27 protein-coding genes are annotated in these 26,179 nt (G+C 59.8%); all 27 read right to left on the minus strand.

Going from position 1 to position 26,179, the window contains the following annotated elements; all coding sequences use genetic code 11:
• Positions 1-9: 9 nt before the first annotated feature.
• The 27 genes from rplE to rplA all read right to left on the minus strand — a co-directional run bounded on the left by rplE (position 10) and on the right by rplA (position 26,179).
• Positions 10-567 (minus strand): 50S ribosomal protein L5, encoded by a 558-nt coding sequence (rplE, locus tag NYQ88_RS13415; RefSeq protein WP_275651639.1) that lies wholly within the window; start codon positions 565-567, stop codon positions 10-12.
• The gene (gene rplX, locus NYQ88_RS13420) at positions 560-871 is read right to left on the minus strand and encodes a 50S ribosomal protein L24 (protein WP_275651640.1); all 312 of its coding nucleotides are present in this window, start codon (positions 869-871) and stop codon (positions 560-562) included. Before rplX ends, rplE begins: the two co-directional genes overlap by 8 nt.
• On the minus strand, positions 871-1,239 hold the full coding sequence (gene rplN / locus NYQ88_RS13425) for a 50S ribosomal protein L14 (protein WP_275651641.1): 369 nt from the start codon (positions 1,237-1,239) through the stop codon (positions 871-873). Before rplN ends, rplX begins: the two co-directional genes overlap by 1 nt.
• A gap of 69 nt (positions 1,240-1,308) precedes the next feature.
• The gene (rpsQ, locus tag NYQ88_RS13430) at positions 1,309-1,542 is read right to left on the minus strand and encodes a 30S ribosomal protein S17 (RefSeq protein ID WP_275651642.1); all 234 of its coding nucleotides are present in this window, start codon (positions 1,540-1,542) and stop codon (positions 1,309-1,311) included.
• A 12-nt stretch (positions 1,543-1,554) separates the two neighbouring features.
• Positions 1,555-1,749, minus strand: coding sequence for a 50S ribosomal protein L29 (gene rpmC / locus NYQ88_RS13435; RefSeq protein ID WP_275651643.1), 195 nt, complete (start codon positions 1,747-1,749; stop codon positions 1,555-1,557).
• An 11-nt stretch (positions 1,750-1,760) separates the two neighbouring features.
• Positions 1,761-2,174, minus strand: a complete 414-nt coding sequence (rplP, locus tag NYQ88_RS13440) for a 50S ribosomal protein L16 (RefSeq protein WP_275603697.1) — start codon at positions 2,172-2,174, stop codon at positions 1,761-1,763.
• A gap of 15 nt (positions 2,175-2,189) precedes the next feature.
• Positions 2,190-2,927 carry a 30S ribosomal protein S3 gene (gene rpsC / locus NYQ88_RS13445; RefSeq protein WP_275651644.1) on the minus strand — a complete coding sequence of 246 codons (738 nt, stop codon included), beginning with the start codon at positions 2,925-2,927 and terminating at the stop codon, positions 2,190-2,192.
• Complete coding sequence (gene rplV, locus NYQ88_RS13450; RefSeq protein ID WP_275651645.1) at positions 2,927-3,307, minus strand: 50S ribosomal protein L22; 381 nt, start codon at positions 3,305-3,307, stop codon at positions 2,927-2,929. The genes rpsC and rplV overlap by 1 nt, the downstream gene beginning before the upstream one ends.
• Before the next feature lies 1 nt (position 3,308).
• Positions 3,309-3,587: a 30S ribosomal protein S19 gene (rpsS, locus tag NYQ88_RS13455; RefSeq protein ID WP_240229335.1), complete on the minus strand. Its 279-nt coding sequence runs from the start codon at positions 3,585-3,587 to the stop codon at positions 3,309-3,311.
• Positions 3,588-3,590: 3 nt separating this feature from the next.
• On the minus strand, positions 3,591-4,430 hold the full coding sequence (rplB, locus tag NYQ88_RS13460) for a 50S ribosomal protein L2 (protein ID WP_275651646.1): 840 nt from the start codon (positions 4,428-4,430) through the stop codon (positions 3,591-3,593).
• 18 nt (positions 4,431-4,448) lie between these two features.
• Positions 4,449-4,742 carry a 50S ribosomal protein L23 gene (locus tag NYQ88_RS13465; RefSeq protein WP_275651647.1) on the minus strand — a complete coding sequence of 98 codons (294 nt, stop codon included), beginning with the start codon at positions 4,740-4,742 and terminating at the stop codon, positions 4,449-4,451.
• Positions 4,739-5,359, minus strand: coding sequence for a 50S ribosomal protein L4 (gene rplD, locus NYQ88_RS13470; RefSeq protein ID WP_275603702.1), 621 nt, complete (start codon positions 5,357-5,359; stop codon positions 4,739-4,741). Before rplD ends, NYQ88_RS13465 begins: the two co-directional genes overlap by 4 nt.
• Positions 5,360-6,055: a 50S ribosomal protein L3 gene (gene rplC, locus NYQ88_RS13475; RefSeq protein WP_275603703.1), complete on the minus strand. Its 696-nt coding sequence runs from the start codon at positions 6,053-6,055 to the stop codon at positions 5,360-5,362. It abuts the gene before it with no gap.
• 84 nt (positions 6,056-6,139) lie between these two features.
• Positions 6,140-6,448, minus strand: coding sequence for a 30S ribosomal protein S10 (gene rpsJ / locus NYQ88_RS13480; RefSeq protein ID WP_035080820.1), 309 nt, complete (start codon positions 6,446-6,448; stop codon positions 6,140-6,142).
• A gap of 67 nt (positions 6,449-6,515) precedes the next feature.
• Complete coding sequence (gene tuf, locus NYQ88_RS13485; RefSeq protein WP_275651648.1) at positions 6,516-7,706, minus strand: elongation factor Tu; 1,191 nt, start codon at positions 7,704-7,706, stop codon at positions 6,516-6,518.
• 67 nt (positions 7,707-7,773) lie between these two features.
• Complete coding sequence (gene fusA / locus NYQ88_RS13490) at positions 7,774-9,864, minus strand: elongation factor G (RefSeq protein ID WP_275651649.1); 2,091 nt, start codon at positions 9,862-9,864, stop codon at positions 7,774-7,776.
• 12 nt (positions 9,865-9,876) lie between these two features.
• Positions 9,877-10,347, minus strand: a complete 471-nt coding sequence (gene rpsG, locus NYQ88_RS13495) for a 30S ribosomal protein S7 (RefSeq protein WP_275651650.1) — start codon at positions 10,345-10,347, stop codon at positions 9,877-9,879.
• Positions 10,348-10,361: 14 nt separating this feature from the next.
• On the minus strand, positions 10,362-10,733 hold the full coding sequence (rpsL, locus tag NYQ88_RS13500) for a 30S ribosomal protein S12 (protein WP_191772539.1): 372 nt from the start codon (positions 10,731-10,733) through the stop codon (positions 10,362-10,364).
• Between the two features lie 414 nt (positions 10,734-11,147).
• On the minus strand, positions 11,148-12,254 hold the full coding sequence (locus tag NYQ88_RS13505) for a Gfo/Idh/MocA family oxidoreductase (protein WP_275651651.1): 1,107 nt from the start codon (positions 12,252-12,254) through the stop codon (positions 11,148-11,150).
• Between the two features lie 23 nt (positions 12,255-12,277).
• A complete protein-coding gene (locus NYQ88_RS13510; RefSeq protein ID WP_275651652.1) occupies positions 12,278-13,060 on the minus strand; it encodes an ATP-binding cassette domain-containing protein in 783 nt (260 codons plus the stop codon).
• 3 nt (positions 13,061-13,063) lie between these two features.
• Complete coding sequence (locus tag NYQ88_RS13515) at positions 13,064-14,188, minus strand: ABC transporter permease (RefSeq protein WP_275651653.1); 1,125 nt, start codon at positions 14,186-14,188, stop codon at positions 13,064-13,066.
• Positions 14,189-14,279: 91 nt separating this feature from the next.
• Positions 14,280-15,230, minus strand: a complete 951-nt coding sequence (locus NYQ88_RS13520) for a sugar ABC transporter substrate-binding protein (protein ID WP_275651654.1) — start codon at positions 15,228-15,230, stop codon at positions 14,280-14,282.
• 275 nt (positions 15,231-15,505) lie between these two features.
• On the minus strand, positions 15,506-19,684 hold the full coding sequence (gene rpoC / locus NYQ88_RS13525) for a DNA-directed RNA polymerase subunit beta' (RefSeq protein WP_275651655.1): 4,179 nt from the start codon (positions 19,682-19,684) through the stop codon (positions 15,506-15,508).
• Between the two features lie 79 nt (positions 19,685-19,763).
• Positions 19,764-23,903, minus strand: a complete 4,140-nt coding sequence (gene rpoB, locus NYQ88_RS13530) for a DNA-directed RNA polymerase subunit beta (RefSeq protein ID WP_275651656.1) — start codon at positions 23,901-23,903, stop codon at positions 19,764-19,766.
• A gap of 317 nt (positions 23,904-24,220) precedes the next feature.
• Positions 24,221-24,592, minus strand: a complete 372-nt coding sequence (gene rplL / locus NYQ88_RS13535) for a 50S ribosomal protein L7/L12 (protein ID WP_275651657.1) — start codon at positions 24,590-24,592, stop codon at positions 24,221-24,223.
• Positions 24,593-24,652: 60 nt separating this feature from the next.
• On the minus strand, positions 24,653-25,174 hold the full coding sequence (gene rplJ / locus NYQ88_RS13540; protein ID WP_275651658.1) for a 50S ribosomal protein L10: 522 nt from the start codon (positions 25,172-25,174) through the stop codon (positions 24,653-24,655).
• Positions 25,175-25,486: 312 nt separating this feature from the next.
• A complete protein-coding gene (rplA, locus tag NYQ88_RS13545; protein WP_275651659.1) occupies positions 25,487-26,179 on the minus strand; it encodes a 50S ribosomal protein L1 in 693 nt (230 codons plus the stop codon).

A 26,179-nucleotide genomic window follows, 5' to 3' on the forward strand; every position in this document is an offset into this window, starting at 1 on the left:
CCTGCCCGCTTACTGGCGGAACGGGAAGTTGAAAGCCCGCAGAAGCGCGCGTGCTTCATCATCCGTCTTGGCCGTCGTGGCAATCACGATGTCCATGCCCCAAACCTGATCGATCTGATCATAGTTGATTTCGGGGAAGATGATGTGTTCCTTGATGCCCATGGCATAGTTGCCACGGCCGTCGAAGGAATTCGGATTAAGGCCACGGAAGTCACGAACGCGCGGCAGGGCGATGTTCACCAGGCGGTCCAGGAATTCGTACATGCGCACGCCGCGCAGGGTGACCTTGACGCCGAGCGGCATCTCTTCGCGGACCTTGAAGCCAGCGATCGACTTGCGCGCATGGGTGATGACCGGCTTCTGACCAGCAATCTTTTCCATTTCGCCAGCAGCGGACTTCACCTTCTTGGTGTCGGCCACTGCTTCACCAACGCCCATGTTCAGCACGATCTTGTCGATCTTGGGCAGCTGCATGACGTTCGTGTAGTTGAACTGCTTGGTCAGTTCAGCCTTGATGGTCTCTTCATAGACCGTGCGCAGGCGCGGAATATAAGCGGTCTCAGCCATCGATCGCATCTCCGGTGGTCTTGGCGACGCGGGACTTCACGCCGTCCTTGATCTGGAAACCGACGCGGGTCGGCTTGCCATTGGCATCAGCAACGGCGAGATTGGACAGATGGATCGGCGCTTCCTTGGTGAAGATGCCGGCATCGGTCGACGCAGTCTGCTTGGTGTGGCGACGGATCAGGTTGATGCCCTGAACGAGCGCGCGAGTTTCGCTGGGGATAACCTGCAGGACCTGACCGGTCTTGCCCTTGTCCTTACCAGCGAGGACGACGACTTTGTCGCCCTTCTTGATCTTGGAGGCCATTACAGCACCTCTGGGGCGAGCGAGATGATCTTCATGTGGTTCTTAGCGCGGAGTTCACGCGGAACAGGTCCGAAGATACGGGTGCCGATAGGTTCTTTCTGATTGTTGATCAGAACCGCGGCGTTCTTGTCAAAACGGATGACGGTGCCATCGGGACGGCGGATGTCGGTTGCGGTGCGAACCACCACGGCCTTCATCACCTGGCCCTTTTTAACGCGGCCACGCGGAATAGCGTCCTTGACCGAAACGACAATAATGTCGCCGACCGAGGCGTACTTGCGATGCGAACCGCCCAGCACCTTGATGCACATGACTCGCTTGGCGCCGGAATTATCGGCGACATCGAGATTGGACTGCATCTGGATCATAACTGGATGCCTTCTAGTTGAACCGGCTGCACCGTCATCCGGCTCGCCGACCTAATATCAAAAATTCTCTTACGCTGACGGAACAAGCGTCCAACGCTTGTTCTTACTGATCGGCGCAGTTTCCTCGATCCAAACAGTCTGCCCGACCTTGGCCACATTGGCTTCGTCATGGGCATGGTACTTCTTGGAACGACGCACGGTCTTCTTGAGAAGGGGGTGCGTGAAACGGCGCTCGACACGGACAACGATTGTCTTGTCATTGGCGTCGGAGACAACAGTCCCCTGCAGAACGCGCTTTGGCATGGGATCGATTCCTTACTTAGCTGCGCTCTTTTGGCCGAGGATCGTCTTGATCCGCGCGATATCACGGCGGACCTGCTTGACCTGGGCCGGCTTTTCCAGCTGCTGGGTAGCACGCTGGAAACGCAGGTTGAACTGTTCTTTCTTGAGGTCGACGAGCTGATCTTTCAGTTCGTCTGCGGTTTTGCTCCGCACATCACTGGCTTTCATGCTCGTGTCCCTTAGTCGACAATGCGCTGTACGATGCGCGTGGTGATCGGCAACTTCATTGCTCCGAGGCGAAGGGCCTCCTTTGCAACGTCTTCGGGTACGCCGTCAATCTCAAAAACGATGCGACCAGGTTTTACCCGTGCGGCCCAGAACTCCACGGAGCCCTTACCCTTACCCATTCGGACTTCGGTAGGCTTCTTGGAAACCGGCAGATCCGGGAAAATCCGGATCCAGACGCGACCCTGACGCTTCATCTCGCGAGTGATCGCGCGACGGGCTGCCTCGATCTGGCGGGCAGTAACGCGTTCCGGCTCGGTGGCCTTCAGTGCGTACTGGCCGAATGCCAGCTCGGTGCCACCCTTGGCCTGGCCATGGATGCGGCCCTTGTGGGCCTTGCGGAACTTAGTTCTCTTCGGTTGCAGCATAGTCGTTCAACCTTCTTATGCGCGTTCGCGGTCGCGATCGCCACGCTCACGGCGCGGTTCGCGCTCGCTACGCTGGCCACCTTCACTACCTTCGGTAGCGCGACGCTCATGAGCGGACGGATCATGCTCAAGGACTTCGCCCTTGAAGATCCACACCTTGATGCCGATGATGCCATACGTGGTTTCGGCTTCGGCAGTGCCGTAGTCGATGTCCGCACGCAGGGTGTGCAGCGGCACGCGGCCTTCGCGGTACCATTCGGTACGAGCGATGTCGGCACCACCAAGACGACCACCAACATTGACGCGGATACCACCGGCGCCCATGCGGATTGCAGTCTGCACGGCACGCTTCATGGCGCGACGGAATGCCACACGGCGTTCCAGCTGCTGAGCGATGCCCTGAGCGACCAAGGTCGCGTCAGTCTCGGGCTTGCGCACTTCAACGATGTTGATGTGCACTTCCGAGTCGGTGAACTTCTTCACCTTGGCGCGGATCTTGTCGATGTCAGCGCCCTTCTTGCCGATCACGATGCCCGGACGGGCAGTGTGGATCGACACGCGGCACTTACGGTGCGGACGCTCGATGACGATCTTGGAGACGGCAGCCGCCTTCAGATCCTTCATCAGCATGGTGCGGATCTTCAGGTCTTCCTGAAGCAGCGAACCATACTCGCCCTTGTTTGCGTACCAGCGGCTGTCCCAGGTGCGGTTGATGCCCAGGCGGAAGCCGATTGGATTGATCTTCTGACCCATTATGCGGCCTCCTCAACTTGCCGGACGATGATCGTCAGATGCGAGAAAGGCTTCTCGATCCGCGACGATTTACCGCGACCGCGAGCCATGAAACGCTTCATGACGAGCGAATTGCCCACGAAGGCTTCTGCAACGACGAGGGCGTCGGTGTCCAAGCCATGGTTGTTCTCGGCGTTGGCGATGGCGCTCTCGAGCACCTTCTTCACCTGGCCAGAGATGCGCTTGTGGCTGAATTCGAGATCGGCCAGGGCCTTCTCAACCTTCTTGCCACGGATCAACTGCGCGACGAGGTTCAGCTTCTGAGGGCTGATGCGCAGCATGCGCAGAACAGCCTTAGCCTCGTTGTCCTTGAGAGCGCGCTCAGTCTTTGGCTTGCCCATCTTACTTCCTCTTGGCCTTCTTGTCGGCGGCGTGACCGTAATAGGTACGGGTCGGCGCGAACTCGCCAAACTTGTGGCCGATCATGTCTTCAGTGACGCTGACCGGAACGTGCTTCTGGCCGTTGTGCACGCCGAACGTGATACCCACGAACTGCGGCAGAATGGTCGAGCGACGGCTCCAGATCTTGACCACATCGTTGCGGCCGGATGCCAAGGCCTTTTCAGCCTTCTTGAGCATGTAGCCGTCGACAAACGGGCCCTTCCAAATCGAACGGGTCATGGCTTACCTGCCCTTCTTAACGTGACGGCTGCGAACGATGAACTTGTCCGTTGCCTTGTTGCTACGCGTACGCTTGCCCTTGGTCGGCTTGCCCCACGGCGAAACCGGGTGACGGCCACCAGAGGTACGGCCTTCACCACCACCATGCGGGTGATCGACCGGGTTCATGGTCACACCACGGTTGACCGGCTTGCGGCCGAGCCAACGGTTGCGACCGGCTTTGCCGAGCGAGGTGTTGGCGTGGTCTTGGTTGGACACGGCACCGACGGTTGCAAGGCAAGTGCCATGCACACGACGCTGCTCACCCGAGTTCAGGCGCAGGATGGCCCAACCAGCGTCACGACCGACGTACTGGGCATAGGCACCAGCCGAACGAGCGACCTGGCCGCCCTTGCGGGGCTTGAGCTCGACGTTGTGGACGATGGTACCGACCGGCATACGCTCGAGCGGCATGGCATTGCCCGGCTTCACGTCGAGAGCCGACATGGACGAGATGACCTTGTCGCCAGCAGCCAGACGCTGCGGAGCAACGATGTAGGCGAGCTCGCCGTCTTCGTACTTGATCAGAGCGATCCAGGCCGTGCGGTTCGGATCGTATTCGAGACGTTCTACGGTCCCGACGACGTCAAACTTGGCACGCTTGAAATCAATCATGCGGTACGTACGCTTGTGACCGCCACCACGGTGGAACGCAGTGATGCGACCACGGTTGTTACGACCACCGGATTTGCTGAGGCCTTCGGTCAGAGCCTTGACCGGGGCACCCTTCCAGAGCTGCGAACGGTCGGTCGTAACGAGAGTACGACGGCCTTCGGAGGTGGGATTATAAGTCTTTAGAGCCATTTTGCTGTCTCTTGTCCCTTAGAGGCCGGTCGAAATATCGATCGACTGGCCGTCGACGAGGGTCACAACGGCCTTCTTCACGTCGTTCCGGTGACCGATGCGGCCGCGGAAGCGCTTCACCTTGCCCTTGCGGACGAGGGTGTTCACTGCCTTGACCTTGACCGAGAAGAGCTGCTCGACAGCAGCCTTGATCTCGGGCTTGGATGCATCGATGGCCACGTCGAAAACGACCTGGTTGTTTTCCGAAGCCATCGTGGACTTTTCAGTCACGACGGGGTTACGGACGATATCGTAAGCGGCAAGCTTGTTCATGCGAACCTCGCTTCCAGCGCCTCAAGCGCTGCCTTGGTCAGGACGAGCTTGTCACGCTTAAGGATCGAAACAACGTTGATCCCCTGCACCGGCAGCACGTCGATATTCGGGATGTTGCGCGCGGCAAGAGCGAAGTTCTGGTCGACAGTTGCACCGTCGATGATCAGAGCGTTTGCCCAGGCGAGCTTGCCAAAAGTGGTGCGCAGAGCTGCAGTCTTGGCTTCCGCCTGTGCAACGCTTTCCAGCACGATCAGCGAGCCTGCAGCGGCCTTGGCCGACAGAGCATGCTTGAGTGCCAGTGCGCGGACCTTCTTGGGAAGATCGATCGCGTGGCTACGCGGGGTCGGACCGAATGCACGGCCACCACCACGGAACTGCGGAGCCTTACGGTCGCCGTGACGAGCGCCGCCCGAACCCTTCTGCTTCACGAACTTCTTGCCCGTGCGCACGCCTTCGGAGCGGTTCTTGACGTCATGCGTACCAGCCATAGCCTTAAGCTGCTGGTAGCGAACCATACGGTGCAGGATGTCGGGGCGAACCTCGAGACCGAACACGTCGTCCGCGAGGGCGACAGTACCGGCCGACTTACCGTCGAGAGTAGTTACCTGGAGTTCCATTTACTTCGCTTCTCCCGCAGCTGCGGCCTCGAACGAACCCGGCAGGGCAGCGTTCGCGGGAGCCGGCTTCTTGACGGCGTCCTTGATCGTGATCCAAGCACCCTTGGAGCCCGGAACCGAACCCTGGATGAGGATCAGGCCACGTTCCACGTCGGTCTTGACGACCTTGACGTTCTGGGTGGTGATGCGACGGTCACCCATGTGGCCGGGCATCTTCTTGTTCTTGAAGGTCTTACCGGGGTCCTGACGACCACCAGTCGAACCGATGGAGCGGTGAGACACGGAAACACCGTGCGAGGCGCGCAGACCACCAAAGTTCCAGCGCTTCATACCACCGGCAAAACCCTTACCGATGGACGTTCCGGTCACATCGACGAGCTGGCCTTCAGCGAAGTGGTCCGCCTTAAGAGTGGCGCCAACCTCGATGAGGTTCTCTGCATCGACGCGGAATTCGGTCACGTGACGCTTGGGTTCGACCTTGGCAGCGGCGAAGTGGCCGCGCTCTGCCTTGGAGGTGTTCTTTGCCTTAGCCTGGCCTGCGCCAAGCTGCAGGGCGACGTAGCCGTCCTTCTCCACGGTCTTCTGGGCTACCACCTGGCAGTTTTCCAGACTCAGAACTGTCACAGGGACGTGCGAGCCGTCCTCTGCGAAGATGCGAGTCATCCCCAGCTTCTGTGCGATCAATCCAGAACGCATCGGTTATACCTTCTTGTTGGCGCTCTGCCGGGTCATGGTTTCAGAGGACCCCTTTAGCGGCAGGCGCGGAATTTGTTTTATTCTTTAGAGCTTGATTTCGACGTCGACGCCGGCGGCGAGGTCAAGCTTCATCAGTGCATCCACCGTCTGAGGGGTCGGGTCCACAATGTCAAGCAAACGCTTGTGGGTCCGGATCTCAAACTGCTCGCGAGCCTTCTTATCGATGTGCGGCGAGCGGTTGACGGTGAACTTGTCGATGCGGGTCGGCAGCGGAATGGGACCGCGAACCTGTGCACCCGTGCGCTTGGCGGTGTTGACGATCTCGCGGGTCGACGTATCGAGCACGCGATGGTCAAACGCCTTGAGGCGGATGCGGATATTCTGACCGTTCATCTTCTCAAATCCTGACAAAATTGATCGCGGCGCGCGATCATCCGCGCGCCGCGAATGTCTAAGAGGCTTACTTCAGGATCGTAGCAACGACGCCCGAACCAACCGTACGGCCACCTTCACGGATAGCGAAGCGGAGCTTCTCTTCCATGGCGATCGGAACGATCAGCTGAACGTTGATGTTCAGGTTGTCGCCCGGCATCACCATTTCGGTGCCTTCGGGAAGCGTCACGATGCCGGTCACGTCCGTGGTACGGAAGTAGAACTGCGGACGGTAGTTGCCGAAGAACGGAGTGTGACGGCCGCCTTCTTCCTTGGTGAGGATGTACACCTCAGCAGTGAAGTCGGTGTGCGGGGTCACGGAACCGGGCTTGCAGAGAACCTGGCCGCGCTCAACCTGAGTGCGGTCGATACCACGGATCAGGGCACCAACGTTGTCGCCAGCCTGGCCCGAATCGAGCAGCTTGCGGAACATTTCGACACCGGTGACGGTGGTCTTCTGGGTTGCCTTGATGCCGACGATTTCGACTTCTTCGCCAACCTTGACGATGCCGCGTTCAACGCGACCGGTCACAACCGTACCACGACCCGAGATCGAGAACACGTCTTCGATCGGGAGCAGGAAGGGCTGGTCAACCGGACGTTCTGGCTGCGGGATGTACGCGTCAACAGCGGCCATCAGCTCCATCACGGCGTCGTGGCCGAGCTTCTTGTCGGAATCTTCAAGAGCGGCGAGAGCCGAACCCTTGATGATCGGGATATCGTCGCCCGGGAACTCGTACGAGGACAGCAGTTCACGAACTTCGAGTTCGACGAGCTCGAGGAGCTCGGCGTCGTCGACCATGTCGCACTTGTTCAGGAACACGACCAGTGCCGGCACGCCAACCTGACGAGCGAGCAGGATGTGCTCACGGGTCTGGGGCATCGGGCCGTCAGCGGCGGACACGACCAGGATCGCGCCGTCCATCTGGGCAGCACCGGTGATCATGTTCTTCACATAGTCAGCGTGGCCCGGGCAGTCGACGTGTGCGTAGTGACGGTTTTCCGTCTCGTACTCGACGTGCGAGGTGTTGATGGTGATGCCGCGTGCCTTTTCTTCAGGCGCGCTATCGATCGACGCATAGTCGCGGGCAGTAGCGCCACCAGCTTCAGCCAGCACCTTGGTGATAGCCGCGGTCAGCGAGGTCTTGCCATGGTCAACGTGGCCAATGGTGCCAATGTTGCAATGCGGCTTGGAGCGGGAAAACTTTTCCTTACCCATCTTTTTTCTCCAAAATCGTCAGCGCAATCGCCGACTTTCAGTTTGAGTTTATAGCTTGCGCTGGTGTTTAGGCGTACTTGGCCTGGACTTCGTCGGCAACAGCCTGCGGAACCTGCTCGTAATGGTCGAACGTCATCGTGTACTGAGCACGACCCTGGCTCATCGAGCGCAGCGAGTTCACATAACCGAACATGTTTGCAAGCGGCACGAACGCATTCACGACCTGGACAACACCACGGCTTTCAGTGCCCTGGATCTGCCCACGACGCGAGTTGAGGTCGCCGATGACGTCACCCATGTAGTCGTCTGGCGTGACAACTTCAACCTTCATGATTGGCTCGAGAATTTTCGGGCCAGCTTCACGAATGGCTTCACGGAAGCCTGCACGACCTGCGATTTCGAAGGCGAGGACCGAGGAGTCCACGTCATGGTATGCACCATCGACGAGGGTGACCTTCACGTCGACCACCGGGAAGCCGATCAGCGGGCCTGCGCCCATGACCGATTCGACACCCTTCGACACGCCCGGGACGTATTCCTTCGGAACAGCGCCGCCGACGATGGCGTTGACGAATTCGAGACCCTTACCGGCTTCACCCGGCTCGACAACGATCTTGATGCGGGCGAACTGACCCGAACCACCAGACTGTTTCTTGTGGGTGTAGTCTTTTTCGGTCTTGCGGGTGATCGTCTCACGGTAAGCCACCTGCGGCTGACCGATATTGGCTTCCACCTTGAATTCACGACGCATACGGTCGACGAGAATGTCGAGGTGAAGTTCACCCATGCCCGAAATGATGGTCTGGCCGGATTCTTCGTCGGTCTTGACGCGGAACGACGGATCTTCAGCAGCCAGGCGGTTCAGGGCGAGGCCCATCTTTTCCTGGTCGGCCTTGGACTTCGGCTCGACGGAGATGTCGATAACCGGATCCGGGAAGATCATGCGCTCGAGGATAACCTGCGAGTTGGTCGGCGCCAGGGTATCACCAGTGGTGGTGTCCTTGAGGCCCACGATTGCCACGATGTCACCAGCAAAAGCTTCGGTGATCTGCTCACGGCTGTTCGAGTGCATCTGGAACATGCGGCCAACGCGTTCGCGCTTGCCCTTCACGGTGTTTTCCAGGTTGATGCCGGCCTCGAGGTGACCCGAGTAGATGCGGCAGAACGTCAGCGTACCCATGTGCGGGTCGTTGGCGATCTTGAATGCCAGCATCGAGAGCGGCTCGTTGTCGTCAGCGTGACGCTCGATCGGCTCTTCGGTCTTGGCGTCGATGCCCTTGATGGCCGGAATGTCGGTCGGCGCAGGCAGGAAGTCGATAACGCCGTCGAGCAGGGGCTGAACGCCCTTGTTCTTGAACGCGGAACCGCAATAGACGAGGAAGAACTTGGTATCCAGAACGCCCTTGCGCAGCAGACGACGAATGGTGTCGTTGTTGGGCATTTCGCCGTTCAGGTACGCTTCCATCGCGTCGTCGTCCATTTCGACGGCGGCTTCGATCATGCGCTCACGGAACTTCTCGGCAGTTGCCTTGAGGTCTTCCGGAATCTCGACGACATCCCACTGAGCGCCCAGCTCTTCGTTGTGCCAGATCAGAGCATTCATCTCGATCAGGTCAACGACGCCCTTGAACTCAGTCTCGGCACCGACGGGGATCTGCACAGGGATGCCCTTGGCACCCAGGCGCGAGCCGATCATGTCGACGCAGCGGAAGAAGTCCGCACCGATCTTGTCCATCTTGTTGACGAAGATCAGACGCGGAACGTCGTACTTGTCAGCCTGGCGCCAGACGGTTTCGGTCTGCGGCTCAACGCCGGCATTGGCGTCGAGCAGCGCAACGGCACCGTCGAGCACGCGAAGGGAGCGCTCAACCTCGATGGTGAAGTCCACGTGACCGGGCGTGTCGATGATGTTGAAGCGATGCTGCACACCGTCACGCGACTTCCACGACGTCGTCGTGGCAGCCGAGGTAATGGTGATACCGCGTTCCTGCTCCTGCTCCATCCAATCCATGGTGGAAGCACCATCATGGGTCTCGCCCATCTTATGGTTCTTGCCGGTATAGTACAGGATACGCTCGGTCGTGGTGGTCTTGCCAGCATCAATGTGAGCCATGATGCCGAAGTTACGATAGAGGTTGATCGGGATTTCGCGTGCCATAAGGTACTCCTACTACCAGCGGTAGTGCGAGAAGGCACGGTTGGCATCAGCCATACGGTGCGTGTCTTCGCGTTTCTTGACGGCCTGACCACGGCCATTGATGGCGTCCATGAGCTCGCCGGACAGACGTTCGCGCATGGTGTTCTCGCCGCGCTTGCGGGCGCTGTCGATCAGCCAGCGAATGGCAAGAGCCTGCTGACGGTCAACACGAACTTCCACCGGCACCTGGTAGGTAGCACCGCCAACGCGGCGCGACCGGACTTCAACGGCCGGGCGAATGTTGTCCAAAGCACCATGGAACACGGTGATCGGGTCCTGCTTGAGCTTGGCTTCGACAATGTCGAAAGCGCCATAGACGATGGATTCGGCAGCAGACTTCTTGCCGTCCCTCATCAGGGAGTTCATGAACTTGGTGAGCACCAGATCGCCAAACTTGGCATCTGGAATAACGTCACGCTTTTCTGCGCGGTGGCGACGGGACATGACTCAGGATCTCCTTACTTCGGACGCTTCGCGCCATACTTGGACCGGCGCTGCTTGCGGTCCTTCACACTCTGGGTGTCGAGGACACCGCGCAGGATGTGATAGCGAACACCGGGAAGGTCGCGAACGCGGCCGCCACGGATCAGCACCACGGAGTGTTCCTGCAGGTTGTGCCCCTCGCCGGGGATGTAGGAAATCACTTCACGCTGGTTGGTGAGACGAACCTTGGCCACCTTACGGAGAGCGGAGTTCGGCTTCTTGGGGGTCGTGGTGTACACACGAGAGCAAACGCCGCGCTTTTGCGGGTTAGCTTCCATGGCCGGAACTTTGTTCCGCTTTGGCTTGCTGGCGCGTGGCTTGCGGATCAGCTGATTAATGGTGGGCATTGCGCTCTTTCCATTGGTCCAAAAATATACGGTCTACACAAACAAACCAAAGTGGCGCTCACCCGAACCCTTTCAGGATCGGCAGCGCCTCTATTGCAGCGGACCACACACCTTTTCAGGCGGCAGTCATGCGCACATGGATTTGCTTCGTCTAGTTACCCGACAGTGTGTTTGGTTGTCCTGGATTCCCGCGCTAGATGGCAGGGACCCGGTGTGACGACCACGACCGACCGCTAAGGTAGGCGCTGTTTAGAACTGATGACTCGTTCCGTCAAGGATTCTTTCGTGAAAAAACCGAAGGAGAGCCTTGCGTTTTTGAGTGTTCGGGACACCCTGGGGTCCAAACCCGAACTGGACGAAGGTGGAACAAACCGTTCGGCAGCGTCCCAGACCGGGACAGGTGCCGAGTGATCGTCAAAGGTCAATCCACCTTTGTTCCGCGTGGCTTTGCGCCGTTGCATGGACGCAGCGTTCGATCTCCAAACCCGCATCGAAGTCGACGACACGGCCTTCCCTTCCCTCGATGGCGGAGAGCAGCTCCCGGCATTCGATGGCTTTCAAATCATTAAAACCCAATCCATGCCCTGGGGCGGGAATGAACCGATCGTAAGGGAAATGACCTGGCCCGGCGAGAATCGTTGTGTAGCCGCTCTGGGCCCCCTGCCCGGCTTTGTAGATCTGGAGCTCGTTCATCCGCTCCTGATCATAGACAATGCTTCCCGTCGACCCGAAGATCTGGATGGCGATGCGCCCCTTGCGCCCCCAAGCTGAGCGATTGACGGCGAGGACACCGCTGATCCCACCCAATTCGAAGAGCACATTGGCGATATCAAAGGTTTCAACTCGTCGCCTGCCACCGTCCTGTGTCGGCCTGTCATCGTAGGGGCGGGACATATGCGCGAATACGCGCGTTGGTGTGCCGAACAGCACCTGCAGGATGCTGAGGGGGTGAACCGCGAAGTCATCGAGGGCGCCGTAGCCCGAGCTTGCTTCACTCTTCCAATAGAACAGCGCGTCGGGGTCGGCCATGAAATCTTCGTCCATCTCGATGCGGACGTGGTTGATCTCACCGATCTCGCGCTCGTCTATCATATGGCCGATCTGCCGGATCAGCGGGTTCTGGATATAGTTGTAGCCGAGGATGGCGACCTTGCCGCTTTTGCGGGCTGCGTCCGCCATTCGGGTAGCATCCGCGAAGCCAACCGCCATCGGCTTTTCACACCAGACATGCTTGCCCGCTTCCAGCGCTGCCACGGCCATTTCAGCGTGAAAGGCGTTGGGGGTGGTGATGGAGACAACTTCGATCTCGCGGTCGGTGATCAGCGACCGCCAATCGGCCGTTGAACGCTCGAAGCCAAACTGGTGGGCCCGCGACCGGGCCAGATCGGCGTCGACCTCGGCCAGCCCCACAAGCCGCGGACGGGGACAATCACCAAACACAGGCAGCACCGCGTTCCAGGCTAGGGCATGGCATTTGCCCATGTATCCCGTGCCGATGAGGCCAACCCCGATCGTATCCATCCCCAGCCCCCTCAGCTATTTGCTTATACCGTGCCACCGAGCGAGCCACTGAGCTCTGCCAGTTCGGCGCCGCCCGCCATCATATCTTGCAGTTCCTCGGGCTTAAGTTCACCCTTTACCGCAGTCCCCAGTGTCTTGCCGCGATTGAGGACGGTAAAGCGGTCCCCCACGGCCATGGCATGACGAACGTTGTGGGTGATGAAGACAATGCCAATGCCGGTCTTTCGCACGCGATCAATGGTGGCAAGGACATTGGCAGTCTGGCGCACACCCAGGGCGGAAGTGGGCTCATCAAGAATCAGGACCTTGGCGCCGAAATAGACCGCGCGAGCAATGGCGACGGTCTGGCGCTCGCCACCTGAGAGCGTGCCGACGGCCTGGTCCGGCTCACGCAGGCTGATGCCCATGCGGCGCATTTCCTCGAGGGTGACCTGGTTGGACTGGTCCATATCGAGGAACCGGAATGGTCCCCAGCCCTTGCGGGGTTCGCGCCCCATCCAGAAGTTCCGGGTGACTGACATGAGCGGGATCATGGCGAGGTCCTGATAGACTGTCGCCACCCCTGCGGTCATCGCGTCACGTGGATTGGCGAACTCCACCTTCTTGCCGCCCATTCGGATCTCGCCGCTGGTTGGCTTGTGGACCCCGGCCATGGTCTTGATGAAGGTCGACTTGCCAGCGCCATTGTCGCCGAGCAGGCAATGGCATTCGCCTGGCATGACCGAGACAGAGACGCCATTGAGCGCAATGACCGGGCCAAACTGCTTCTTGATATCGATGAGTTCGATGAGTGGTGCAGTGGACATGGCTCAGCGCTCCCCGGTGATGAGGCGGCGGATGTAGGTATTGAGGATGACGGCGAGGAGCAGGATCACGCCGAGGAAGACGCGAAACAGCGAGCTCTCGACCCCTGCAAAGAAGAGGCCTTGCTGAACGACACCGAAGATCAGTGCGCCAAGGGCAGCACCGATCACCGAGCCATAGCCGCCGGTGAGCAGCGCCCCGCCAATCACCACGGCGATGATGGCCTCAAACTCCTTGAGCAGGCCACGGTCGGCGGCCGCCGAGCCGAACTCCATGACCTGACACGTCGCGAATACGGTGGCGCAGAAAGCCGAGAAGACAAACATGGCGATCTTCACCCGATCGACCGGTACGCCGACATAGCGGGCCGCCTTGGCATCGCCACCGGCAGCGTAGATCCAGTTGCCGAACCGGGTGCGGGTCAAGAGGATATGGGCAAAGACGATCAGGATGACGGCCCAGACCATGAGCATGGGAATGCCGTCGACGACCGGCTGCCCGGCCTTGTTGCCGGCCTGGAAGGTCGCGATCATCCCCATGTCCGCCATCCAATAGAAGACGAAGCCGAGGACCTTGCCGCCGAACACCGCGGCCAGCCAATCGCCCTGGGCCGCATCCCGGACGCCGCCGATAATGGTCTGGCGCGTGGTGGAGATCGACAGGTAGATGGTGAGGCCCCGCAGGATATAAAGCGAGGCCAGGGTGACGATGAAGGACGGCAGGCCGGTCTTGATAACCAGATAGCCATTGGCGGCGCCAATCAGCATGGCGACGATGAAAGCGGCGATGATGGAGGCCCACATGGGCCAGCCCATATGCACGCTGAGCAAGGCAATGACGATGCCGGCAAAGCCGATCATCGAGCCCACCGAGAGGTCAAATTCGCCGGCGATCATCAGGAGGCAGGCGCCGACCGCGATGATGACGAACTGGGCCGACACCACGCCCCAGTTCATCATCCCGTCTGCGGCGAACATTCCGGTGCCACCAGCCACAATGGCGAAATAGCAGAACACCAGTACTGTGCCCGCCATAGCCCCGAGTTCAGGGCGCATGAAGGCCCGGCGGAATGTAGACTGTCGCTGGATACGTTCGTCCAGCGCCGGCGTCCCTGTGGACTGGCCAACCATCTTCATGTCTCCGAATTTGGGAATTGGCGCTCAGCGCCGGTCCTGGCTTCCATCCGGGGCGGCACAGCGGCCACCCCGGGCGGGAGGATGGTCAGCGGTACTGACCAGCGTATTGCTCGACGAGAGCAATATTGTCGTTGGTGATGAAACCCGGGCCGGAGTTGATCGAGTTGCCGGGAACGACGCCGTAACGGGCGAGATTGGTCAGAACCACAACCGGCAGATAGCCCTGCAGGAACGGCTGCTGGTCGATGGCGAAGTTGATCGTTCCGTCCTTGATGGCCGTGGCGATTTCGCCGGACAGGTCGAAGGTGCCGAAGAAGATGGCGCCAGCCTGGCCATTAGAGTTCAGGGCCGCGATCGTGGGATGGGCAGAGGTCGGCCCGAGCGTGAGAATGCCGTTGGTGTCCGGATTGGTCTGGAGATAGGCGCTGACCTTGGACTGGATTTCGCCCGGGTCCTGCCCTGCGTCGATCATCTGGTTGCCCAGCTCGGTGCCAATGGCATCAGCAAAACCCTGGCAGCGTTCGACGGACGCCGGATTGGTAATGTAGTGATTGACGCACAGGAAGTTGGTGACACCAGCCGCCTTGGCCTTCTCACCGGCACCGAAGCCGGCATCATATTCCGGCTGGCCGACATGGAGCAGCGCGCCGATTTCCTTGGATTGCTCGATCGTTCCGGAATTGATGGTGATGACCGGAATACCGCGGCTGACAGCGTCAGAGAGCGGGCCCGACAGCACATCATAGTCGGCGATTGTCGAGATAATGCCATTGGGGCTCGACGCAGCGGCCTGCTCGATGATGCGCGCCATATCGGCGAGATCACCGGTGGGAGGATTGCGGTATTCCACGGTGACGCCCATCTGCTCCCCGGCCAGGGTGATGGCGTTCTTGATTGTGTTCCACCAGCTGTCGGAGTCCGGGGCGTGCGAAACGAGCACGAACCGCTCGCCTTCAGCCAGTGCCGGGGCAATGGTGGCCGGCAGGGTAATGGCGGCCAGAGCGACGGCTGCGAGCCGTTTGGTAAGTCTGTTCATCGATTTCCTCCCTCGTGAACCGCAATCCGAAATAGCTCATCCATTCTATTTTGGAAGGCAGGCGCAACAAACATTCCATTTTTGGCACGTGCCGTCAAGCGGCACCGTTCGGCGCGCGAGAAAGCCCGCGGCGCGAGGCCCCGCAAATGCGAATGATGTCCATTTCAGAAGGAAGAGGTGGCCGCGAGCGAGCGCGGTGCCGCGCTCATAGTCAGAGCGGCGGAAAAGAAAAAGGGGCCCGAAGGCCCCTTCCCTATTCAGATTGTGCCCAAGTCTTACTTGGGAGCAGCGAGCTGCACCGTTTCGGCCTGACGACGACGTTCCTCGAGGATGAGGTCGTCGCGCTTGGTCGCGATGAGCTTGGCCTTGGACTGGCCAGCACCGGTACCGGCCGGGATCAGGCGACCAACGATGACGTTTTCCTTGAGGCCTTCGAGCAGGTCGGCCTTGCCGGAAACTGCCGCCTCGGTGAGGACGCGGGTGGTTTCCTGGAAGGAAGCAGCCGAGATGAACGAACGGGTCTGCAGCGACGCCTTGGTGATGCCGAGCAGCACCGGATTGGCCGTAGCAGGCTTCTTGCCTTCGCTGACCAGCTGGTCGTTGAGCTCGTCAAAGTCCAGCTTGTCGAGCTGCTCGTCCTTGAGCAGGCCAGACTCGCCTGGATCCACGATTTCGACCTTCTGCAGCATCTGGCGAACGATCACTTCGATGTGCTTGTCGTTAATCAACACGCCCTGCAGGCGGTACACTTCCTGGATCTCGTTGACGAGGTAGCGTGCCAGTTCCTCGACGCCCTTGATGGCAAGGATGTCGTGCGGAGCAGGATTGCCGTCCAGGATGTATTCGCCCTTCTCGATGGTGTCGCCTTCCTGAAGATGGAATGGCTTGCCCTTCGGGATCAGGTACTCGACCGGATCTGCACCGTCCTCGGTCGGCTCGATGATGACGCGACGCTTGTTCTTGTAGTCGCGGCCGAAGCGGATGGTACCATCGATCTCGGCGATGATGGCGTGATCCTTCGGACGACGGGCTTCGAACAGCTCGGCCACACGCGGCAGACCGCCGGTGATGTCCTTGGTCTTGGCGCTTTCGAGCGGAATACGCGCGAGAACGTCACCGGGGACAACCTTTTCACCGGGCTCAACGGCAATAACCGCATCCACCGACAGCAAGTAGCGCGCTTCGCCACCACGGTCGACCTTGGCCACAGCACCACCACGAGCAATGGCGAGAGCAGGCTTGAGGCCTTCACCGCGCTGATTGCCGCGCCAGTCGATGACAACGCGCTTGGTGAAGCCGGTGGCCTCGTCGGTGTTTTCCGCAACGGAAGCACCATCGAGCAGGTCTTCGAACAGGACCTCGCCTTCGACTTCGGCCAGAACCGGACGGGTGTACGGGTCCCATTCGGCCAGACGCTGGCCACGACGAACGCTGTCGCCTTCCTTGACGAGGAGCTTGGAGCCGTAGGTCACCTTGTGCGTGGCGCGTTCCTTGCCTTCGTCATCGAGGATGACGAGTGCAACGTTACGGGCCATGACCACCTGCTTGCCACCCTCGACATTGGCGAGGTTCGGATTGCGGACGGTGATCTTGCCTTCAGCGCCGGATTCGAGGAACGAGCTGTCGACCACCTGTGCCGTACCACCAATGTGGAACGTGCGCATGGTGAGCTGGGTACCGGGTTCACCGATCGACTGAGCGGCGATAACGCCGACAGCTTCACCGATGTTGACCGGAGTACCGCGCGCCAGGTCACGACCGTAGCACGAAGCGCAGCAGCCCTGGCGGAGATCGCAGGTCAGCGGCGAACGGATACGGATCGACTGGATACGAGCCTCTTCGATCACGTCGATGTGCTTTTCCTCGAGCAGAGTGCCCTTGGGAGCAATCAGATCGCCCGTCAGCGGGTGGAACACATCGTCCGCAGTCGTACGACCGAGAACGCGCTGGCCGAGCGAAGCCACGATCTGGCCAGCATCGACGATCGGTTCCATGGTCAGGCCGCGCTCGGTGCCGCAATCCTCGGTGACGATGATTGCGTCCTGGGCCACGTCGACGAGACGACGCGTCAGGTAACCGGAGTTAGCGGTCTTCAGAGCGGTATCGGCCAGACCCTTACGGGCACCGTGGGTCGAGTTGAAGTACTCGAGAACGTTCAGGCCTTCCTTGAAGTTCGCGGTAATCGGCGTCTCGATGATCGAGCCGTCGGGCTTGGCCATAAGGCCGCGCATACCAGCGAGCTGCTTCATCTGTGCCGGTGAACCACGAGCACCGGAGTGGCTCATCATGTAAACCGAGTTGATCGGCTTCTGACGACCGGTCTCCTGATCGATCTGAACGGCAGCAATGCCCTTCATCATCTCTTCGGCGATCTTGTCACCGCACTTTGCCCAAGCGTCGACGACCTTGTTGTACTTTTCGCCCTGAGTGATCAGGCCGTCATTGTACTGCTGCTCGAATTCTTCGACCAGCTTACGGGTCTCATCCACGATCGTGTACTTGGACGCAGGGATAACCATGTCGTCCTTGCCGAACGAGATGCCGGCGTCACAGGCGTTCTTGAAGCCGAGCTGCATGACACGGTCACAGAAAATGACCGTCTCCTTCTGACCGCAACCGCGATACACGGTGTCGATCATCTTGGAAATCATCTTCTTGGTCATCAGCTGGTTGGCCGTCGAGAACGGCACAGCCGGGCTCAGCGGCAGGATCTGGCCGATGAGCATGCGACCCGGGGTCGTTTCCACGATCTCGGTGATCTGCTTGCCATCTGCATCCCAGCCCGGAACGCGAGCCTTGATCTTGGTGTGCAGGGTGACGACCTTGTTGTCGAGCGCGTGCTCAAGCTCGGCATAAGACCCGAAAGCCATGCCTTCGCCCGGCTCACCCTCTGCCATGATCGACAGATAGTAGAGACCCAGAACGATGTCCTGCGACGGCACGATGATCGGCTGACCATTCGCGGGGTGCAGGATGTTGTTGGTCGACATCATCAGCACGCGCGCTTCCAGCTGCGCTTCGAGCGACAGCGGAACGTGCACAGCCATCTGGTCACCGTCGAAGTCGGCGTTGAAGGCCGAGCAGACGAGCGGGTGCAGACGGATGGCCTTGCCTTCGATGAGGATCGGCTCGAACGCCTGGATACCAAGACGGTGCAGCGTAGGCGCACGGTTCAGCAGAACCGGGTGCTCGCGGATGACTTCGTCAAGGATATCCCAGACTTCGGGCTTTTCCTTCTCGACCAGCTTCTTGGCCTGCTTGACCGTGGACGACAGGCCCTTGGCTTCGAGGCGCGAGTAGATGAAGGGCTTGAAGAGCTCAAGCGCCATCTTCTTGGGCAGGCCGCACTGGTGCAGCTTGAGGTACGGACCCACGGTGATAACCGAACGACCCGAATAGTCGACGCGCTTGCCGAGCAGGTTCTGACGGAAGCGGCCCTGCTTGCCCTTGAGCATGTCGGACAGCGACTTCAGCGGACGCTTGTTGGCACCGGTGATGGTGCGGCCACGGCGCCCGTTGTCGAACAGGGCGTCAACAGCTTCCTGCAGCATGCGCTTTTCGTTGCGGATAATGATATCCGGCGCACGCAGCTCGATGAGGCGCTTCAGGCGGTTGTTGCGGTTGATCACGCGACGGTAGAGGTCGTTGAGATCGGAGGTCGCAAAGCGGCCGCCATCCAGCGGAACCAGCGGACGCAGTTCGGGCGGGATGACCGGAATGATCGTCATGATCATCCACTCGGGCTTGTTGCCCGAAACGATGAACTGCTCGACGATCTTGAGGCGCTTGGCCAGCTTCTTGGGCTTCAGCTCGGTGGTCGACTCGGCGATTTCCACGCGCAGGTCGGCCGCGATCTTTTCGAGATCGAGGGCGAGCAGGATGTCGCGGATAGCCTCGGCGCCGATCTTGGCGGTGAAGCTGTCAGCACCGTATTCGTCCTGGGCGTCGAGGTACTGTTCTTCGGTCAGCAGCTCATGCTGGGTGAACGGGGTCAGACCCGGATCCAGAACGGCATAGTTTTCGAAGTAGAGGATACGCTCGATATCCTTGAGGGTCATGTCGAGCAGCAGGGCGATGCGGCTCGGCAGCGACTTCAGGAACCAGATGTGGGCAACCGGAGCTGCGAGTTCGATGTGACCCATGCGCTCGCGACGGACGCGGCTCAGGGTGACTTCAACACCGCACTTCTCGCAGATGACGCCCTTGAACTTCATGCGCTTGTACTTGCCGCAAAGACATTCGTAGTCCTTCACGGGGCCAAAGATACGCGCGCAGAACAGCCCGTCACGCTCAGGCTTGAACGTACGGTAGTTGATGGTCTCGGGCTTTTTGATCTCGCCGTAGGACCAAGACAGGATCTTCTCGGGCGACGCGATCGAGATTTTCATCTGATCAAAGGTCTGCACCGGGACGGCCGGGTTGAACGGGTCCATGACGTGGGAATGATGGTTCATCAATTTTCTCCTCTATCCGTTCGGGCGACGCGCTGAGGGCGCACCCGAACGGAGGATGAATGGGGGTGGAAGAGCCGGATTATTCCGCCGCTTCCTGAGGAGGTGCGAGTTCGCCTTCCGCTTGGCCGGGGACGTCCTGCTCGCGCATGTCGAGTTCGACATTGAGACCGAGCGAACGGATTTCCTTGACCAGAACGTTGAAGCTCTCAGGGATACCCGCTTCGAAGGTGTCGTCACCGCGCACGATGGCTTCGTAGACCTTGGTACGGCCTGCCACGTCGTCCGACTTGATGGTGAGCATTTCCTGCAGCGTGTAGGCGGCGCCATACGCTTCAAGAGCCCACACTTCCATCTCGCCGAAGCGCTGACCACCGAACTGGGCCTTACCACCGAGCGGCTGCTGGGTGACGAGGGAGTACGGGCCGATCGAACGCGCGTGGATCTTGTTGTCCACAAGGTGGTCGAGCTTGAGCATGTAGATGTAGCCGACAGTCACCTGGCGGTCGAACTGCTCACCCGAGCGGCCGTCAAAGACGGTCGACTGGCCGGAGGACTTGAGGCCCGCCTTTTCCAGCATGACCACGATGTCAGCTTCCTTGGCACCGTCGAACACCGGAGTGGCGATCGGAACACCCTTGGAGAGGTGCTCGCCGAGGCGGACCATGCCGTCGTCATCGAGATCGGTGATGGCAGTGTCGCCGGCAAAGAGGTCCTGGACTTCCAGACGAAGCGGCTTGAGGTCGCCCGACTTCTGGTAGGCCCGGAGCATCTTGTCGATCTTCTTGCCCATGCCTGCGCAAGCCCAACCCAGATGGGTCTCGAGGATCTGACCAACGTTCATGCGCGAAGGCACGCCGAGCGGGTTCAGCACGATATCCACCGAGGTACCGTCTTCAAGGTACGGCATGTCTTCGACCGGAACAATGCGCGAAACCACGCCCTTGTTCCCGTGACGACCGGCCATCTTGTCGCCCGGCTGGATCTTGCGCTTGGTTGCGATGAAGACCTTGACCATCTTCATCACGCCCGGAGGCAGTTCGTCACCGCGCTGGAGCTTGTCGACCTTGTCGATAAAGCGCTGCTCGAGCAGACGACGGCTCTCTTCGTACTGTCCGTGAAGAGCTTCCATCTCGGTCATGACCTTGTCGTCATCAACCGCAAACTGCCACCACTTGGAGCGCGGCTGCGCTTCGAAGATAGAGTCATTGAGCTTGGTGCCGACGACATAGCCCTTCGGACCTGCAGTCGCGGCCTTGCCGAACAGCATTTCCTTGAGACGGGCATAGACGTTACGGTCGAGGATCGACTGTTCGTCGTCACGGTCCTTGGCGAGGCGTTCGATTTCCTCGCGCTCGATGGCCATGGCGCGCTCGTCCTTGTCGATGCCGTGGCGGTTGAACACGCGCACTTCAACGACAGTACCAGCATCGCCCGGCGGCACGCGCAGGGAGGTATCGCGAACGTCAGAGGCCTTTTCACCGAAGATGGCGCGCAGGAGCTTTTCTTCCGGCGTCATCGGGCTTTCGCCCTTGGGGGTGATCTTGCCGACCAGGATGTCGCCCGGCTGCACTTCTGCACCGATGTGGACGATACCGGCTTCGTCGAGGTTCTTCAGCGCTTCTTCCGAAACGTTCGGAATGTCGCGGGTGATTTCTTCCGGACCAAGCTTGGTGTCGCGGGCCATCACTTCATATTCCTCGATATGGATCGAGGTGAAGACGTCCTGCATGGCGATCTTCTCGGAGAGCAGGATGGAGTCTTCGAAGTTGTAGCCATTCCACGGCATGAAGGCGACGAGCACGTTGCGGCCGAGGGCGAGATCGCCCAGTTCGGTCGACGGGCCGTCAGCGATGATGTCGCCGGCGTTGACATGGTCGCCAACAACGACCAGCGGGCGCTGGTTGATGCAGGTCGACTGGTTCGAACGCTGGAACTTCATCAGATTGTAGATGTCGACGCCCGACTTCGACGCATCGGTTTCTTCCGTTGCGCGAATAACGATACGGGTCGCGTCCACCTGGTCAACGACGCCCTTGCGCTTTGCCACGATGGCGGCGCCGGAGTCACGGGCCACGACGGGTTCCATGCCGGTACCGACGAACGGGGCTTCGGCGCGCAGCAGCGGCACAGCCTGACGCTGCATGTTCGAGCCCATGAGAGCGCGGTTGGCGTCGTCGTTTTCAAGGAACGGGATCAGCGAGGCGGCGACGGACACCATCTGCTTGGGAGAAACGTCCATAAGGTCGACGTTTTCCTTGGGCGTCAGGCCGTTGTCACCGGCATGGCGAGCCACAACCAGGTCGTGCTTCAGCGTGCCGTCCTCGTTGATCTCGACGTTTGCTTGGGCAACGTAGTGCTTGGCCTCTTCCATGGCGGAGAGATAGACCACCTCTTCGGTGACCTTGCCGTCCACGATCTTGCGGTACGGGGTCTCGATGAAACCGTACTTGTTGACGCGGGCGAAGGTCGACAGCGAGTTGATCAGACCGATGTTCGGGCCTTCCGGCGTTTCAATCGGGCAGATACGGCCATAGTGGGTCGGATGCACGTCGCGGACTTCGAAGCCAGCGCGCTCGCGGGTCAGACCACCAGGTCCAAGAGCCGAAAGACGGCGCTTGTGGGTGATTTCGGAGAGCGGGTTGGTCTGGTCCATGAACTGCGACAGCTGGGACGAGCCAAAGAACTCGCGCACAGCGGCGGCAGCCGGCTTGGCGTTGATCAGATCCTGCGGCATGACCGTGTCGATTTCGACCGAGCTCATGCGCTCCTTGATGGCGCGTTCCATGCGGAGCAGGCCAAGTCGATAGGAGTTTTCCATGAGTTCGCCGACGGAGCGAACGCGACGGTTGCCGAGGTTGTCGATGTCGTCGATTTCGCCGCGGCCATCGCGGAGGTCGACGAGCGTACGCACGACTTCGACGATGTCTTCCTTGCGCAGGGTGCGCATGGTGTCCGGAGCGTCGAGCTCAAGGCGCATGTTCATCTTGACGCGACCAACGGCCGACAGGTCATAGCGCTCGCTGTCAAAGAACAGCGACTGGAACATGGCTTCGGCGGTATCGACGGTCGGCGGCTCACCCGGACGCATGACGCGGTAGATGTCGAACAGCGCGTCTTCACGCGACTCGTTCTTGTCCACGGCCAGCGTGTTGCGGATGTAGGCACCGATGGTGATGTGGTCGATGTCGAGGATCGGGAGCTCGTCAAAGCCCTTGTCGACGAGGCTGGTGAGCAGCTTTTCGTCGAGCTCGTCGCCAGCTTCGGCGTAGATTTCACCAGTCTTGAGGTTGACGATATCCTCGGCGATGTAGGTGCCGTAGAGGTCTTCGTCGACCGCGAGCAGGTGCGTGAGGCCGTTCTCGGCAAGCTTCTTGGCCTGACGAGCGGAGAGCTTCTTGCCAGCTTCGTGCACGACGTCGCCAGTGGTGGCGTCGATCAGGTCGTGGCTGGGCTTTGCGCCCTTCCACTTCTCGGCGTCATACGGCACGCGCCAGCCCTTATCGGACTTTTCGTAGTTGAGCGTGGCGTAATAAGTGCGCAGAATTTCTTCCGCGTCCATGCCGAGGGCCTTGAGCAGCGAGGTGACCGGGATCTTGCGACGACGGTCGATACGCGCATAGACGATGTCCTTGGCGTCGAATTCGATATCGAGCCAGGAACCGCGGTACGGGATGATGCGGCCAGCAAACAGCAGCTTGCCAGACGAGTGCGTCTTGCCCTTGTCGTGATCGAAGAACACGCCAGGCGAACGGTGCATCTGCGAGACGATAACGCGCTCGGTGCCGTTGACGATGAAGGTGCCGTTCGACGTCATGAAGGGCATGTCGCCCATGTAGACGTCCTGCTCCTTGATGTCCTTGACGGACTTGGCGCCGGTTTCTTCGTCCACTTCGAAGACGATCAGCCGCAGTGTCACCTTGAGCGGGGCAGCAAACGTGATGTCGCGCGCACGGCACTCGTCGATGTCATACTTGGGCTGCTCGAATTCGTAGCGCACGAATTCCAGGCTGGCAGTATTGGAGAAGTCAGTGATCGGGAAAACCGACCGGAAGACGGACTGAAGCCCCTCATCGCCACGACCACCCTTGGGCTCGTTGACCATGAGAAACTGATCATAGGAAGCCTTTTGGACTTCGATCAGGTTGGGCATCTCCGTGACTTCGCGGATGGAGCCGAAGGATTTGCGAACCTTGCGGCGGCCGTTAAACGTGGTAGCCATGAAAGCTCCTGTTTCTATAGCGATTGTCTCGGAGGCAGATATCCAAAGAGCCGACTATCAGCCGTCGGAGCTCGGGATATATGCCCAGCAGTTCAGTTTCGCCCCGGCCTTGCGACCAAAAGGGCTGGGATAACCGAAACTACCTCCACAGAGGTCACACGGGGTTTCCACCCAGCAGCGGTCATCCAATTCTCAATTTCAGTGGGAACGCCAGCGACCCATCCAATCGGCCACGGCGAATCGTCTCGTTGCAGAAACGACAAAAGCGAAATGGCACATAAAGCGCCATTTCGCGTTTTTCAAGGCAAAAAGCGAACTTACTTGAGTTCGACCTTTGCACCAGCTTCTTCAAGCTTCTTCTTGATGTCTTCGGCTTCAGCCTTCGAGACGCCTTCCTTGAGGGCCTTCGGAGCAGCTTCAACCAGAGCCTTGGCTTCGCCGAGACCCAGACCGGTGATGGCGCGGACTTCCTTGATGACGTTGATCTTGTTGTCGCCGAAGGAGGCGAGGATCACGTCGAATTCGGTCTTTTCTTCAGCGGCAGCAGCCGGAGCGCCAGCAGCGGCAGCAACAGCAACCGGAGCAGCGGCGGAAACGCCCCACTTTTCTTCGAGCATCTTGGACAGCTCGGAAGCTTCCAGAACGGTCAGGGCGGACAGGTCGTCGACGATTTTGGCGAGATCGGCCATTTGATAAATCTCTCTTTTAAGGTGTTCAGTTCAAACCGGCCCCAGAATGGGACCATGGGATTACGCTGCTTCGTTGCTCTTTTCCGCATGAGCGGCCAACACGCGCGCGATACCACCAGCCGGTGCAACGATGACGGACGCGATACGCGTTGCAGGCTGCTTGAGCATCCCGGCGAGCGTGGCGCGCAGTTCATCGAGCGAGGGCATGGTCGACAACGCCTTGACGCTATTCGCGTCGAGTGCGGTCTTGCCCATGACGCCGCCGAGAACGACATACTTGGCGTTCTTGTCAGCAAACTTCTGCGCCAGCTTTGGCGCAGTCATAGGGTCAGCCGCGTAGGCGATGACGATCGGACCTGTGAACAGGTCCGAAATGTCCGCGTGATCGGTTTCTTTAAGAGCAAGCTTGGCAAGACGGTTTTTAGCGATCTTGACGTAACCACCGGCACCCTTCACCTCACGGCGAAGCGACTCCAGGTTGGCCACGGTCAGACCGGTATTCTGCGCAAGGACGATCGATCCAGCGCCCGCGAGGGCTGACTGAAGCGATGCGACAAGCTCACGCTTTTCCGCTCTTTCCACTGCTAGTCTCCACATTGAGCCCGGCACAAATCATCCGGGCCATTGCCAATTGCTGCCCTCCGACCTCCCCGAAGGGAGGAGAGAGACAACGGTTACATGCCTGTCAACCGTGATGCCCGCGAGGGCAACTGGCCTGGTTCGAACCGGAACACCCTGCCCTTTCGGGCGGAAATCCTGGTTGTCACCCCATCTATGCTGGCGCCTTGCAGCTTTAAGCCAACCCAGATTGATTGGCACCGGCAGTCTCGGACAGGACTTTTGCCTTCTTGCGAAGGCAATACCGGGCGGCGAACCGCCCGGAATCTTGAATTCTTAGATAGCCGAAGCCGGCTCAACATGGACGCCAGGGCCCATGGTCGAGGAAACGGCAACCTTCTTGACGTAGGTGCCCTTGGCGCCAGCAGGCTTGGACTTCACGACGGCGTCGGTGAAGGCCTTGATGTTTTCGAGCAGAGCTTCCTCGGAGAAGGAAACCTTGCCGATACCGGCGTGGATGATACCAGCCTTCTCGACGCGGTACTCAACAGCACCACCCTTGGCAGCGGCGACAGCACCCTTGACGTCCATGGTCACGGTGCCGACCTTCGGGTTCGGCATCAGGTTGCGCGGGCCGAGGATCTTACCGAGACGACCAACGATAGGCATCATGTCCGGAGTGGCAATGCAACGATCGAAGTCGATCTTGCCGCCCTGGATGATTTCCAGCAGGTCTTCAGCGCCGACGATGTCCGCACCAGCAGCCTTGGCTTCGTCAGCCTTGCCGCCACGGGCGAAAACAGCGACGCGAACGGTCTTGCCGGTGCCGTTGGGCAGGGACACGACGCCGCGGACCATCTGGTCAGCGTGACGCGGGTCAACGCCCAGGTTCATCGCGATCTCGATGGTCTCGTCGAACTTGGCCGAAGCCTTCGACTTCACCATCTTCACAGCTTCTTCGAGCTTGTAGAGCTTGTTGCGGTCGATGCCTTCGCGGCCGGCGGCAACCTTCTTTGCAATCTTTGCCAT

The organism is Devosia sp. SD17-2, from assembly GCF_029201565.1.
In the GTDB taxonomy this organism is placed as follows: domain Bacteria; phylum Pseudomonadota; class Alphaproteobacteria; order Rhizobiales; family Devosiaceae; genus Devosia.

Bases quoted from the DNA above. Each gene is read 5' to 3' on its own strand.
- rpsQ (WP_275651642.1), bottom strand. From the start codon at position 1,542: ATGCCAAAGCGCGTTCTGCAGGGGACTGTTGTCTCCGACGCCAATGAC.
- rplC (WP_275603703.1), bottom strand. From the start codon at position 6,055: ATGCGTTCTGGATTGATCGCACAGAAGCTGGGGATGACTCGCATCTTC.
- NYQ88_RS13465 (WP_275651647.1), bottom strand. From the start codon at position 4,742: ATGAACAAGCTTGCCGCTTACGATATCGTCCGTAACCCCGTCGTGACT.
- rpsC (WP_275651644.1), bottom strand. From the start codon at position 2,927: ATGGGTCAGAAGATCAATCCAATCGGCTTCCGCCTGGGCATCAACCGC.
- rpsG (WP_275651650.1), bottom strand. From the start codon at position 10,347: ATGTCCCGTCGCCACCGCGCAGAAAAGCGTGACGTTATTCCAGATGCC.
- rpoC (WP_275651655.1), bottom strand. From the start codon at position 19,684: ATGAACCATCATTCCCACGTCATGGACCCGTTCAACCCGGCCGTCCCG.
- rpsJ (WP_035080820.1), bottom strand. From the start codon at position 6,448: ATGAACGGTCAGAATATCCGCATCCGCCTCAAGGCGTTTGACCATCGC.
- NYQ88_RS13520 (WP_275651654.1), bottom strand. From the start codon at position 15,230: ATGAACAGACTTACCAAACGGCTCGCAGCCGTCGCTCTGGCCGCCATT.
- rplA (WP_275651659.1), bottom strand. From the start codon at position 26,179: ATGGCAAAGATTGCAAAGAAGGTTGCCGCCGGCCGCGAAGGCATCGAC.
- NYQ88_RS13515 (WP_275651653.1), bottom strand. From the start codon at position 14,188: ATGGTTGGCCAGTCCACAGGGACGCCGGCGCTGGACGAACGTATCCAG.
- rpsL (WP_191772539.1), bottom strand. From the start codon at position 10,733: ATGCCCACCATTAATCAGCTGATCCGCAAGCCACGCGCCAGCAAGCCA.
- rplX (WP_275651640.1), bottom strand. From the start codon at position 871: ATGGCCTCCAAGATCAAGAAGGGCGACAAAGTCGTCGTCCTCGCTGGT.
- fusA (WP_275651649.1), bottom strand. From the start codon at position 9,864: ATGGCACGCGAAATCCCGATCAACCTCTATCGTAACTTCGGCATCATG.
- NYQ88_RS13510 (WP_275651652.1), bottom strand. From the start codon at position 13,060: ATGTCCACTGCACCACTCATCGAACTCATCGATATCAAGAAGCAGTTT.
- rplB (WP_275651646.1), bottom strand. From the start codon at position 4,430: ATGGCTCTAAAGACTTATAATCCCACCTCCGAAGGCCGTCGTACTCTC.
- rplN (WP_275651641.1), bottom strand. From the start codon at position 1,239: ATGATCCAGATGCAGTCCAATCTCGATGTCGCCGATAATTCCGGCGCC.
- NYQ88_RS13505 (WP_275651651.1), bottom strand. From the start codon at position 12,254: ATGGATACGATCGGGGTTGGCCTCATCGGCACGGGATACATGGGCAAA.
- rpsS (WP_240229335.1), bottom strand. From the start codon at position 3,587: ATGACCCGTTCGATTTGGAAGGGCCCGTTTGTCGACGGCTACATGCTC.
- tuf (WP_275651648.1), bottom strand. From the start codon at position 7,706: ATGGGTAAGGAAAAGTTTTCCCGCTCCAAGCCGCATTGCAACATTGGC.
- rplP (WP_275603697.1), bottom strand. From the start codon at position 2,174: ATGCTGCAACCGAAGAGAACTAAGTTCCGCAAGGCCCACAAGGGCCGC.
- rplE (WP_275651639.1), bottom strand. From the start codon at position 567: ATGGCTGAGACCGCTTATATTCCGCGCCTGCGCACGGTCTATGAAGAG.
- rplD (WP_275603702.1), bottom strand. From the start codon at position 5,359: ATGGAACTCCAGGTAACTACTCTCGACGGTAAGTCGGCCGGTACTGTC.
- rpoB (WP_275651656.1), bottom strand. From the start codon at position 23,903: ATGGCTACCACGTTTAACGGCCGCCGCAAGGTTCGCAAATCCTTCGGC.
- rpmC (WP_275651643.1), bottom strand. From the start codon at position 1,749: ATGAAAGCCAGTGATGTGCGGAGCAAAACCGCAGACGAACTGAAAGAT.
- rplV (WP_275651645.1), bottom strand. From the start codon at position 3,307: ATGGGCAAGCCAAAGACTGAGCGCGCTCTCAAGGACAACGAGGCTAAG.
- rplL (WP_275651657.1), bottom strand. From the start codon at position 24,592: ATGGCCGATCTCGCCAAAATCGTCGACGACCTGTCCGCCCTGACCGTT.